At 62.5% G+C, this 12,716-nt stretch carries 10 protein-coding genes; 6 read left to right on the forward strand and 4 right to left on the reverse strand.

The genetic code is table 11. From position 1 onward, the window contains the following. Positions 1 to 63: 63 nt before the first annotated feature. Together GAK28_RS08120 and GAK28_RS08125 are read left to right on the forward strand one after the other, a co-directional pair. A complete protein-coding gene (locus GAK28_RS08120; RefSeq protein WP_291776931.1) occupies positions 64 to 2,910 on the forward strand; it encodes a pitrilysin family protein in 2,847 nt (948 codons plus the stop codon). A 91-nt stretch (positions 2,911 to 3,001) separates the two neighbouring features. Further along, positions 3,002 to 3,409 (forward strand): DUF4156 domain-containing protein, encoded by a 408-nt coding sequence (locus tag GAK28_RS08125; RefSeq protein ID WP_291776932.1) that lies wholly within the window; start codon positions 3,002 to 3,004, stop codon positions 3,407 to 3,409. Positions 3,410 to 3,524: 115 nt separating this feature from the next. Here GAK28_RS08125 and GAK28_RS08130 read toward each other — a convergent pair whose 3' ends face one another. Then, entirely contained in the window at positions 3,525 to 4,436 is a 912-nt protein-coding gene (locus GAK28_RS08130; RefSeq protein WP_291777209.1) for a LysR family transcriptional regulator, read from the reverse strand. 115 nt (positions 4,437 to 4,551) lie between these two features. Between GAK28_RS08130 and GAK28_RS08135 the strand changes: the two genes are divergently transcribed. From GAK28_RS08135 to GAK28_RS08150, 4 genes are all read left to right on the forward strand, one after another. Then, positions 4,552 to 5,292: an SDR family oxidoreductase gene (locus GAK28_RS08135; protein WP_291776934.1), complete on the forward strand. Its 741-nt coding sequence runs from the start codon at positions 4,552 to 4,554 to the stop codon at positions 5,290 to 5,292. 29 nt (positions 5,293 to 5,321) lie between these two features. Further along, positions 5,322 to 6,218 (forward strand): SDR family oxidoreductase, encoded by an 897-nt coding sequence (locus GAK28_RS08140; protein ID WP_291776936.1) that lies wholly within the window; start codon positions 5,322 to 5,324, stop codon positions 6,216 to 6,218. Between the two features lie 158 nt (positions 6,219 to 6,376). Next, entirely contained in the window at positions 6,377 to 6,595 is a 219-nt protein-coding gene (locus GAK28_RS08145; protein ID WP_291776938.1) for a hypothetical protein, read from the forward strand. 32 nt (positions 6,596 to 6,627) lie between these two features. Further along, positions 6,628 to 7,470: a hypothetical protein gene (locus GAK28_RS08150; protein WP_291776940.1), complete on the forward strand. Its 843-nt coding sequence runs from the start codon at positions 6,628 to 6,630 to the stop codon at positions 7,468 to 7,470. Here the strand turns inward: GAK28_RS08150 and GAK28_RS08155 are convergent. The 3 genes from GAK28_RS08155 to GAK28_RS08165 all read right to left on the reverse strand — a co-directional run bounded on the left by GAK28_RS08155 (position 7,467) and on the right by GAK28_RS08165 (position 12,035). Beyond that, positions 7,467 to 8,018, reverse strand: a complete 552-nt coding sequence (locus GAK28_RS08155) for an ECF-type sigma factor (RefSeq protein ID WP_291776942.1) — start codon at positions 8,016 to 8,018, stop codon at positions 7,467 to 7,469. The genes GAK28_RS08150 and GAK28_RS08155 overlap by 4 nt on opposite strands. A 102-nt stretch (positions 8,019 to 8,120) precedes the next feature. Beyond that, positions 8,121 to 10,919 carry a serine/threonine-protein kinase gene (locus GAK28_RS08160; protein ID WP_291776944.1) on the reverse strand — a complete coding sequence of 933 codons (2,799 nt, stop codon included), beginning with the start codon at positions 10,917 to 10,919 and terminating at the stop codon, positions 8,121 to 8,123. A 222-nt stretch (positions 10,920 to 11,141) separates the two neighbouring features. Further along, a complete protein-coding gene (locus GAK28_RS08165; protein ID WP_343161847.1) occupies positions 11,142 to 12,035 on the reverse strand; it encodes an EAL domain-containing protein in 894 nt (297 codons plus the stop codon). Between the last annotated feature and the right edge of the window lie 681 nt (positions 12,036 to 12,716).

Raw genomic sequence — 12,716 nt, forward strand, 5'->3', positions numbered from 1 at the left:
GGTGAACGACGCGGGCTAGCCTCGGTCGATAGAAGGGGCCATGAGGGCCTTCGAGGAATTCGCATGAAGAAACGCCTGACCCTGCTCGCCGCAGGGCTGATTTCCCTGGTAGGCGGCGCGTCCGCCGCCGACGGCGCCGCCACCCTTCCCGATATCCCCTTCACCCGGTTCCAGTTGCCCAATGGCCTGACCGTGGTGGTGCACGAGGATCACAAGGCGCCCGTCGTCGCCGTCAGCATCTGGTACCACGTGGGCTCCGCCGACGAGCCGGCCGGCAAGACGGGCTTCGCGCATCTCTTCGAGCACCTGATGTTCTCCGGTTCGGAGAACCACAAGGGCACCTACTTCCAGCCGTTCGAGCTGGCCGGTGCCACCGACATGAACGGCACCACTTGGTTCGACCGCACCAACTATTTCGAGACCGTGCCGACCACGGCGCTCGACATGGCGTTGTGGATGGAATCCGACCGCATGGGCCACCTGCTGGGCGCCATCGGCCAGCACGAGCTGGACACCCAGCGCGGCGTCGTCCAGAACGAAAAGCGCCAGGGCGAGAACCAGCCCTACGGTCGCGTCGACGAGAACGTGCTGGTCAACACGTATCCGGCAAACCATCCGTACCACCACGACACCATCGGCTCCATGGCCGACCTCGACGCGGCCTCGCTCGCCGACGTGAAGAAGTGGTTCCACGACTACTACGGCGCCGCCAACACCACCCTGGTGCTGGCCGGCGACATCACCGTCGAGCAGGCCCGCGCGAAGGCACAAAAGTACTTCGGCGACATTCCGGCGGGCCCGCCGGTGCCGCGCCAGCAGCCGTGGATCACCCCGCTGGCCACGTCCACTCGTGGCGTACAGCATGATCAGGTCGCGCAGCCGCGCGTGATTCGCACCTGGATCGCCCCGCAGCTGGGCACCGACGATTCGGTGCAGCTCGACCTCGCCACCACGGTGCTTGGCGGCGGCAAGTCGTCGCGCCTGTACCAGCGCCTGGTCTACAAGGACAAGCTCGCCGACGACGTGAGCATCAGCGTCTCGCCGTTCGCACTGGCGAGCCAGTTGCAGCTGTCCATCGACGTAAAGGAAGGCGTGGATCCCGCCAAGGCCGAAGCCGCGGCTGCCGAGGTGATCGCCGATTTCCTCGCCAAGGGCCCCACCGAGGACGAACTGGAGCGTGCGAAGGTCAGCGGCCTCGCCGGCTTCGTGCGCGCGCTGGAGAAGGTCGGTGGATCGGGCAAGGCGGCGATCCTCGCCGAGGGCCAGGTCTACCGTAACGATCCGGCCGCCTACCGCAAGGATCTGGAGCGTGCCCAGCAGGCCACGGTGGCCTCGGTGCTCGCCGCGTCCAAGCAGTGGCTCGGCAAGGGCAACTACACGTTGACCGTGTTGCCCGCACCCGCCGGCTTCGATCCGGTCGCCGAGGACAAGGCCGTGAAGGGTCTTGGCGACGCCGCCGGCCGTCCGAAGGCCGTGCTTCCCGCCGCGAAGACCTATACGGCGGGGGCCTCCGACGTGGATCGCGCCAAGGGCGTGCCCACGGTCGCCAGCTTCCCCGACCTGTCGTTCCCGAAACTCCAGCGCGGCAAGCTGAAGAACGGCATCGAGGTGGTGCTGGCCGAGCGCCACACCGTGCCGGTCACGCAGATCCAGCTGTTGTTCGACGCCGGCTACGCCGCCGACCAGGGCCGCAAGCTCGGCACGGCCAGCTTCACCTCGGCGCTGCTCAACGAGAGCACCACCGATCTCGATTCGGTGGAGGTTTCCCGGCGCAAGGAGCGCCTTGGCGCCATCATCGGTTCGAGCTGCTCGCTCGACACCTGCTCGGTGGCGCTCAACGCGCTCAACAGCGAACTGCAGCCCTCGCTCGAACTGTTTGCCGATGTCGTGCGCCATCCGGCGTTCAAGACCGACGACATCGAGCGCGTGCGCGGCCAGTGGATCGCAGGGATCGCTCAGGAAAAGACCGAGCCGACCAGCCTCGCGTTGCGCGCGCTGCCGCCGCTGCTCTACGGCAAGCAGCATGCCTACGGCATCCCGTTCACCGGTAGCGGCAACGAAAAGGCCATCGCCTCGCTCACGGGCGACGACCTTGCCGCCTTCCAGCGCGACTACCTGCGTCCGGACAACGCGCGCATCCTCGTCGCGGGCGACACCACGCTGGAAGCGATCCTGCCCCGTCTCGACGCGGTGTTCGGCGACTGGAAGGCACCCGCCGGTGCCATCCCGAAGAAGAACATCGGCGAGGTCGCCGCGCAGGCGAAGCCGCGTGTGTTCCTGATCCATCGTCCGGACGCCCCGCAGTCGCTCATCCTCGCGGGCCTGCTGGCGCCGCCGACCAAGGCGAAGGATGCGCTCGACCTGGGCATCGCCAACGGTGCGTTCGGCGGCACCTTCACCTCGCGCCTCAACATGAATCTGCGCGAGGAGAAGCGTTGGGCATACGGTGCGGGCAGCATGCTGTCGGATGCGAAGGGCCAGCGTCCGATGCTGATCTACGCACCGGTGCAAACGGACAAGACCGCCGAGTCGGCTGCGGAGATCCTCAAGGAAGCGAAGGCCGTCATCGGTTCGAAGCCGCTCACCGACCAGGAGATCGCGAAGATCCGCTCGCAGCGCGTGCGCGCCCTGCCGGGTAGCTTCGAGACCACCTCGTCCGTGTTGGGCGCGATGTCGAGCATCGTGATCTACGACCGCCCGGACGACTACGTGCAGACGCTCAAGTCGCGCATCGACGCGGTGGATCGCTCGGCGGCCGAACGCGCGCTGTCGGCGGTGATCCATCCGGACGCGCTCACCTGGGTGATCGTCGGCGACCTGCGCAAGATCGAAGCCCCGGTTCGTGCCCTGAACCTGGGCGAGATCCAGGTGATCGACGCCGACGGCGAGCCGGTGAAGCAGGCGAAGTGACGTCCCCAGCCATGGGCACGATCGAATCAGATCGCGCCCATGGCTTCATCCGGCTAGGATAGCCGCCGACCGTGATATCCGGAGTTCCTCAATGCGTAAGGCCATCGTCCTCATCCTTCCCCTCGCCCTGTCCGCCTGCTCGTGGGGCATCAAGCTCGACGACGCCGCGCGCAACGTGCGCACCGCATGGAACGGCGACGTGTCCGGATGCCGGGAACAGGGCAAGCTCTCGGTGTCGGTGATGAACCGCGTCGGCCCGGTCGATCGCAGCGACCTCAAGGTGCGCGACGAACTCGAAGTGCTGGCCCGCAACGAAGCGGCCAAGATGGGTGCCGACACCGTGAAACCGGCCGGCGATCCGAAGGAAGGCTCGCAGGACTGGCTCGCCTATTCCTGTGGCGCCCGCGCTCCGTCCTCCGCCGCACGCAGCGCCCCGGCGCCGACGCCGGCCCCGCAGGGCAACGCGCAAGGCGGCTTCGAAACCGTCCCCCTCAAATAAAACGACCTTGTAGGAGCGCGCTTGCGCGCGATGGGTGCTCGCGATACGGCCCAGACCAGGCCACATAGCAACCCCGAATCGCGCGCAAGCGCGCTCCTACAAGGGTCTGCATCGTTCACGACGCGCGCACGCCCAACGCATCGCGCGTCGCGAACACCGTCGACAGCCAGTCGATGAACACGCGCACGCGGGGCGACAACTGCCGGCTGTGCGGATAGAGCAGCGATACGGGTGAAGGCGTGGGTGGATACCCAGGCAGCAGGCGCACCAGCCGCCCTTCCTCGATGTACTTCGCCACGTGGTACAGCGGCACCTGCACGATACCCAACCCCAGCAAGGCGAGATCGGTATTGGTCTCCGCGCCGGTCACCGTCACGGTGGACGGCAGCGTCACGTAGCGCACCTCGTCGCCCTCCATGAATTCCAACGGGATCGTCGCGCCGGTGGCCGACGAGAGAAAGCCGATGGCGATGTGGCCGTCGAGGTCGTCGGGCGAGACGGGCATGCCGTGCCGCGCCACATAGGCGGGGCTGGCGCAGGTCACCTCGTCGAGCATCGCGATGCGCCGGCCCACCATGGTGCTGTCGCTCAGCTCGCCCACGCGCAGCACGCAATCCACGCCTTCCCGGACCAGGTCGACCCAACGGTCGCCTTCGCCGATATGGACGCGCAGGTCCGGATAAAGGGCGAGGAAGTCCGGTAGACCCGGCAGCACGAAGGTGCGCGCCAGCGTGCCCTGCATGTCCACGCGCAACAGGCCCGACGGCCGCGCGTCGGTGAAGGCGCCCTCGGCGTCTTCCACCTCGGCGAGGATCGCCACGCAGCGGCGGTGATAGGCCTCGCCGTCTAGCGTCGGGCTGACCTGGCGCGTGGTGCGCTGGAGCAGGCGCACGCCAAGGCGGGCCTCCAGCCGCTTGATCGCCTGGGTGGCGGTGGAGCGGGGCAGGCCCAGGTCGGAGGCCGCCTGGGTGAAGCTCCGCCGCTCCACGATGCGGACGAACAGGCGCATGGTCTCGAAGCGGTCCAGGTTCACGTTGTTCCACTCAATGGAATAGTGAAGCCAAATCTAAGGGGATTATCCGGTAGCTGGCAACGGCCATCCTGTTCCTGCCCAGCAATGACGCCGGTACGGAGTCCTCCCCATGAACGAGCAAACCCAGAAGGTCGCCATCGTCACCGGCGCGTCGCGCGGCATCGGTGCCGCCGTCGCCCACCGCCTGGCGAAAGACGGTTTCACCGTCGTCGTGAACTACGCCGGCAACGCCGCGGCTGCCGAGACCGTGGTGCGTGACATTGCATCGGCGGGCGGCAAGGCGATCAGCGCCCAGGCCGACGTGGCCAACCCCGCCGACGTGCGTCGTCTCTTCGATACCGTGCAGGAGGTCTACGGCGGCGTGGACGTGCTGGTGAACAACGCCGGCATCATGACGCTCTCCACCGTGGCCGACCTCACCGACGACGCGCTCGATCGCCTGCTCGACATCAACGTGAAGGGCAGCTTCCACACCATGCGTGAGGCAGCGAAGCGCCTGCGCAATGGTGGCCGCATCGTGAACTTCTCCTCCAGCGTGGTGGCCTTGTTGCAGCCCACCTATGCGCCGTATGCCGCGACCAAGGCGGCCATCGACGCGGCCACGATGGTGCTCGCCCGTGAACTGCGCGGCCGTGGCATCACCGTCAACGCGGTGGCACCGGGTCCCACGGCCACCGAACTGTTCCTCAACGGGAAGTCCGACGAGTTGATCGACCGCCTGGCGAAGCTTTCGCCCTTGGAACGCCTCGGCACGCCCGACGACATCGCGGCCGCCGTGTCCTTCCTCGTCGGCCCGGACGGCAGCTGGATCAACGGCCAGGTCCTTCGTCCCAACGGCGGCATCGTCTGAACCCCTAACCCCTTCCTGGAGATCGTGTCATGAAGCAAGTCATCCTCATCACCGGCGCATCCAGTGGCTTCGGCCTGCTTACCGCACGTGCGCTCGCCGAAGCCGGGCATACCGTCTACGCCAGCATGCGCGATCTCGCTGGCGCCAATGCGGAGCGTTCCCGCGAGGTGCTCGCCGAAGCCGCTCAGCGTGGCATCGACCTGCGTACCGTCGAACTCGACGTCACCTCGGAAGCCTCGGCCGATGCCGCCATCCGCACGGTGTTGGAGCGTGACGGCCGCCTGGACGTGCTGATCCACAATGCGGGACACATGGTGTTCGGTCCGGCCGAAGCCTTTACCGCCGAACAGTACGCGCGGCTCTACGACGTGAACGTGCTCGGCACCCAGCGCGTGAATCGCGCCGCGCTGCCGACCATGCGCAAGCAGGGGCGCGGCTTGCTGGTGTGGGTGGGAAGCAGCAGCACGCGCGGCGGCACGCCACCGTTCCTGGCGCCGTACTTCGCCGCCAAGGCCGCGATGGATGCGCCCGCGGTGAGCTATGCCGGCGAACTCACCCGCTGGGGTATCGAGACCTCGATCATGGTGCCGGGCGCCTTCACCAAGGGCACGAATCACTTCGCGCACTCTGGCAAGCCCGAGGATGCGGCGGTGGAAGGCGAGTACATCCAGGGCCCGTATGCCGGCATGCCGGAGAAGATTCTCCAGGGCCTCGCCGCGCTGGAGCCGGCCGATGCGGACGTGACCGAGGTGGCGCGCAAGATCGTCGAGGTGGTCGACATGCCCTTCGGCAAGCGGCCCTTCCGCGTCCATGTCGATCCGTCGCAGGACGGCGCGGAGATCGTCAATGGCGTCGCCGACCGTATGCGCAGGGAGCTGTTCTTCCGTGCGGGCTTCGACGACCTGCTGGTTCCGACGGGCGCCTGAGGCCATCGGGAATCGGACGCTGACGAGGCGATCATGGCGCCTCGTCAGGCACGTGGCATCTCGTTCCGCCCTGGTGGCATCACCGACGAAGGCTGTGTCGGGTATGGAAGACCGTTTGCGCATTTACGAGATGAATGCCGACGCTTAGCCACTACCCCATGATCAAGACGACCTTTTCGATTGCTCCAGATAACGCCACGCAATGGCGTGTACTTCGCGACGTGGATGTCGTCGCTGGTGGCCTGACGTTGGATGAGGCGTGGGACGTGGCCTTGAAGAACGCCTTGGACACGGAGGCCGCCGGCGACTCGTGTTCGATCGAATGGATAGGTTCGGCGACCACGCTGAACATGCGGACATTCCGTGGTGACCGCTGATGTGCTCCGCCGAACGTCAGGGCTGGGAAGGCATGCGTTCTCTCCAGACAGCGGGTGCGCTTGGTCAGTGCTTGATCGATCTGGCACGAAGCCGGCCCGGTTGCCGGGATGCCAGCATCGTATGGGACATGGATCGTCATCTGCCGAGTGACGATTCGATGTGCGTTCGGCAATGGTGGTTCGCACCTGGATGGCGAAGCGCGCTGCCAGGTCGCCAGGCTGGCTATGTGCTGTGCGATGTGCCGAAAAGGGTGGTAATCGTCCTCTCTTTCGACGATGAGGCCGATATCGCGAGAGTCACTCGGGAGCTGTCCGGCTTCCTTGAAGCCTCGGCCCACCGCATGAGCCATCTCCTTCGCATGGAAGGCGAATGGGGTCGCGAGCACAAGGCGAGACGACTGGAGGATATGAGTCGTGTACTGAGGGCCATTGGCAACTATGCGTCGTCCAGCCTCGACATGAAAGAGATTTTTCTTGGTATCCATGCCGAGACGGGCATGATCGTTCCCGCGGATTCGATGGCCGTCGCCAGCCTGGACGGCAAGATGGGCAAGCCCGTGTATGTGTATCGAGCCGGCTATACGGGACATGTCATCGATGAAATCGATGCTGCGTGCGAGAGCTGCGACCTGGTCGATGCACGATTAATGAGGTTCATGAATGAAGGCGTGATTGAAAGGAACATTTTCAGCGGAAGCATGGCATGCCACATAGAGCCTCAGTGGGCCGTGACAACGCTTTCACCGGCAGCGATGAGTGCCGGCATTCTGTATATGGCCGTCAGCGAAACCCCGGCCTTTTTTCATGAAGAGGATCGCCTGTTGCTGGAAGTGATCGCCGGATACGTCTCGATGGCGCTGGAACGTCGTCGCTAACCTTCGAGACTCACGAGAAGGAAGGCCCGAGCCTTCTTCCAGTAGCGCTGCACGGTTCGCTCCGTGACGCCAAGGCTTTCCGCGATCTCCCGCTCGCTGTAGCCGCCGAAATATCGCAACTCAACGACACGGGCAAGTTCCGCATCGACGTTTTCCAGCTCGGCCAGGGCATCGCTTAGCGCGACGATCTCCGTGGCCTGTTGTATCAAGTGGCCGCTTACGGTGGCATCCAGTGAGATTTTTACCACATCACCGCCGCGTTTCTGGGCGCCTACTGTACGCGCATGGTCCACGAGTACCTGGCGCATGGCGTTGGCGAATATGCCCATGAGGTGGCTTCGATCCTTCGGGGCTAGCCGGGCATTGTAGATTCGTATATAGGTTTCATTGACCAAGGCCGTGGTATTCATGCTTCCACCGCCGCGCCTAAGCTGGCGGCGGGCACAGGCCTTGAGGTCCTGGTAGACGATGGCGTAGGCGTGCTGAAGAGCTTGCTCATCGCCTGCCTCGATTTGACCCAGCAATACGTCCAGATCGTTCTCAGGCATTGGCGCTATCCGCATGATGCAGGTTCAGGATTGGACACATGACATGTGTAGATCCCCGCTGCGGGAGATAATGGATTTCTTGTCCGAGCATTGTCAATGCGCTTACTTTTCGACCCCTGATGATCGACTTGCTTCGGTGCACGAAACGTGACGTGCCGCCCGCAAGGCCTTGAGTCCGAACACCGGGGCAGTGGAGGTCAGGGATAGCGTCACAACGTGGCATGGGCCATAGCGAACCATGGCCTCCCTATGCAGGCGATCGAGCATTTCATATCCATTCCGATCATGCATGGCAATGGTCGCCACGGCCACGTTCCTTCGGTTCATGAGCGCCATCGGATCGGTATCCAGCGATTTTCGATCGATGATATCAAGGCGATAAAGCTTCAATGCCTCCTGCGCCTTGGTTATCGCGCATGGGTAGTCGCCTGCTTCAAGGCATATCGCCGACCGAATCTGGGAAATCCTGTATGCGGTGAAGGCGGTGGATATGTGTCCGTTCTCCATGTCTCTCGACGTTTTTTCAGCAGCCGCCACGTCGCTATCCAGAAGCTGCTTTTCAGCGATGGAGGCAAAATAGAATTGTTCGCCGCTAGGCCCGAGGTCCCTTGTCTGAATTTGCGATAGGTTCGCTAGAAGGCTATCGGCTTCCTGGTCTTGCCCGCTGATGCGAAGACATTCCACAAGAACAAATGTCGCTATCAATGCATCGGGATTATGCGGTCCGTACAAAGCGGCGTAATGATCTCTATAGTAGCGTGCGTAAGGCACGGCGTCAGAGAACTTGCCCTGCCGTATGAGCATTTCGATGTAGAGAGCAAGTGCGTAAGTGCGAGGATTTCTTTCCCCCATCGACAGCAAGGACCATCCGCTTAGCAGCGGCTGAAGAATGGCGACGGGCTGGCTTAGCTCTCCTCTGAATCGAAGAATTTCCGCCTGTAAGACTCGGAGCCTTATGGCCGTGACCGAATGGGGCAGGCCACGCAGCGCGTAGCGGGCGTTCACCTCATCGAGTGCGGACTGGGCCGCATCCATATTCTTGGAGAGCAGGAAATTCTCGACAACCTGAACGAATGCGTCTTCCTCCATGGGAGACGGTTTGGACTGTAGAAGAAGGCGCTGAGCCTGCAGGGTTTTCTGATCGACTTGTTCAGGCCCATACTCCTGTATGTTGCCTTTGATGGCGGCCGATAACAGGATGGACTTCGCTTTCAGCAACGCCTTGACAGGAGCGTCTATGGATAGCTTGTCGGTTAGGGCGGATGCTTCCTGCGTCATTCCGTCGGCCTCCGCCAGGTTGCCGTAGCCTGTCAGGTGATCCGCCATACCCAGCAGCGCTATCACCCGTTCATAACTGACGGGCGGCGCTGTTTCTATCGCCTTGTGAAACTGGATCGCCGCTTGCTCAGATAGTCCCATCGCATCGTAGGAAGCGCCAAAAACGGAGAATATCTGGCTCTTGGCCGACGCGGCCAGATATTGATCTTCCTCGACATGCTTGATCCCGGTGTCGATCGCCTTGCGAACCATGAAATTGGGGTCGCCGATCGTTCCCGCATCATTTTGTACGAGCAGGCTGAGAAACAAGTTGTTGACTTGTCGAGCGGTATCCCTTTCCTTGTCTATGCCCGCATGAAGCCGGTTCTCCTGCCACAAGGACAGGCTCAGAAGGAGCAAGAGGAGAAAGGTGGAGAGTATCGGCCACCGGGTACGCTTCATGAGCAGCCGCATGCGATAGGCCCAGTCATGCGACTTTATGCTGATCGGTTGCGTGTCCAGCCACCGTTTCAGGTCGGTTACCAATTGATCGACCGAGGTGTATCGATCTTCGGGGCGCTCTTTGAGGCACTTTCCCATGATGTCGTCGAGATCGCCGGCAAGCTGGCGCACCATTTTTCTTCGTCCGCTGCTCCAGCCCAGTCGCTCTTTTGCCGTAAGCTCGGCCGCAAAACGACTCATCTGGCCTGGTTGATACGCGGGCGCCGATGAACGTCGTCGCATCGACTCACGTGTCGAGTCCGTCGGAAAGGCATGGCTTCCGCAAAGCAGGAGATGAAGCAGTAATCCGATGGAGTAGATGTCCGTCGAGGTACTCAGTGGAGAAGACTGGAACTGCTCAGGTGCGGCGAAGCTGGGTGTCAAGAGGTCGTCCTGATCGACGGCGCTACCTCCTGTGGCATCGATGATCGAAGAAAGACCAAAATCCAGCAGCTTGACCGCACCATTCTTGCTCACAAGGACATTGGATGGTTTGATGTCCCTATGAATGACAAGCTGGCTGTGGGCATATCGGACAGCATCCAGTACGTCGAAGAACATGCGTATCCTGGATCGGACATTGAGACGTTCCCTGGTGCACCATTCATCGATTTGAAGGCCATCGACAAGCTCCATGGCATACCATGGGATCGTTCCGTCCTCTACGCCCCCATCCAGTAGCGTGGCGATATGCGGATGGCTAAGGCGTGCGAGTGTCTGGCGCTCTTCGATGATTTTCTGGAATAGCTTTTCATCGTTGGCATCGATACGCACAACCTTGATCGCACAGGTTTGTTCGAAGTTTCCGTCCACCCGCTTGCCACGATAAACCAGCCCCATCCCGCCGTAGCCAATGAGCTCGCCAATTTTCCACGACCCGAAGCGGCGCCCCATCAGGCTGCCCACGGTGTAGTCGTGCTGGCTGGGCGGCAGGTAGAGCGCAGGCGCGGGGCGATCGATGGCATGGCTGGGGCGCTCGGCAGCCGCTAGAAGCTTGCCGATGAGGTAGGCGAGTTTCGGGTTGTCCCTTTGCAGCGCATACAGGCGCGCTTTTCGTTCATCCTCGGGGAGGTCGAGAAGCTCATCAAATAGGTCGAGGGCCTGCGAGGCCATCGAATCGTCCTGAGGCGGATGAGTGCTCATGGCGCGGCCCTGGATAGACTAGGATCGATGCACGCAGGCAGGGAATGGGCGATTGCATGTGGACCACAACCGGGCTTCCGTCGTTGGATCATAGGGTGGTCGCTGAGAGGTGAAAAGAGGGCGAGATGCGATGTCGACAGCGTGGGCGGATAGCCGCTCTCTCGCCCGTTTCCGGTCTATCCGGCGAGGTACTGGGCTCCAGTGGGCATCCCGGGCCGTTGTTCAGGCACCGGGAGGCTTCCCGACGATGCGTTCCATGACGTGGCCCAGGGGCGATGGCCGCCCTATCAGATAGCCCTGCGCAGCGTCCGCGCCAATCCGTTGCGCCATGTCGAATTCGGACGCACGCTCGATGCCTTCCAGGGTGACCGTCGAACCGACGCCGTGTATGAGATCCACCAGCGCGCAAACGATCGTCTCGGCGCGATGATCCTCGCTGCTTCGGTGAACCAGGCTCCGGTCGATCTTGATGGCGTCGAACGGTATATGCCTTACCAGTTCCAGTGAGTTGAAGCCCGAGCCGAAGTCATCCATGGCCAGCATGAATCCGAGGTCCTTGATCGTCGTGGCGTTGAGGACGGTGGCCGCGAGATCGGACGGCGGTGTGTGTTCGACGGCCTCGAATACAAGGCATCGTGTCGGTATGCCTCGCTTGGACATGGCCTCGGCCATGGATTGTACGTTGTTGCGAGACGCCAGCCAGTTCCATGGAGCGTTGACGCTGACGCAGATGTCGCTGTGCCCTTGGGCGCGCATCAGGGAAAGCGCGTCCATGGCGTGCGTCATCATGTGATCCGTGAACGCATCTATGAGTCCCATGCGTTCGATCGACGACAGGAAGTGACCCGGTGTCACGATGCCATGAACGGGGTGGCTCCATCGACTAAGCGCTTCGAGTGTGTATATGCGACCGTTTGAAGTGCTTACGATGGGCTGAAACCATGCCTCGAATCCCGAGTGCTCGATGGCGGATCGTACGTCGACCTTCCATAGGTCGGATGGAATAACTCCGTCATCAAAGGCGGAGCCGTGGCCATGCATGAGCTTCTCCTGCGGTGCTGTCGAACCTTGTGTCTTATGGAATGCGATGGCCTGGACACCGAAGCGCTCATCCATGAGCAAGAAACGGTCCTTCGGTGTGCAACATCTCGCGACGTAGCGCGGGGTGCGAATGGCAAGGGAAACACCCCGAAAAGCCCGCGGAGGATCGGGCCAACGTGTCCTGCTCTTACGGCAGGTTCTCTTCTAATGCGGAAAGCGGAGGCGGAACCCGACACGACGGGTTTTGTCGGCTCGGCGGCAGCTCGCGTCACGTGAAGGCCTTCCAGGCATCTCAGTAGGACGAGGCGTGTCGGGTTTCGGCCCCGTCTTACGCATCTCCATATAGCGACGATCACGGTATCGGTGCGATGCCAATTGATTGGGCTTTTTCGATCCCAACCAGCCTGTTGAAGCCATATGAAGCGGAAAAAAACCACCCTCGCCATGCTGACGTCCTGGAATTGCCTATGAACAGGATCTTCCGAAAGGTCTGGAGTACCTCATTGCGCGCACTGGTCGTGACCTCGGAGCTGGCCTCCCGGCGGGGCAAGGCAGACACCGATTCGAGCGCTCGATCGGTTCAGCCAAAGATCGCAACACGCGCCCTGGGTCTGGCTGCGTTGCTCGCGGCATCGCTATGCGGAATGGACGCGCATGCTGCGACTTATCCGCCTAGTTTTGCTTGCAACCAGGGTGGTACCGACACAGGCCCGGACGGTGTGGTGCGGACGCCGGCAGGTAACCCCGTAGATGGTT

Origin of the sequence: Luteibacter sp., from assembly GCF_009912395.1 — a bacterium.
Lineage (GTDB): Bacteria > Pseudomonadota > Gammaproteobacteria > Xanthomonadales > Rhodanobacteraceae > Luteibacter.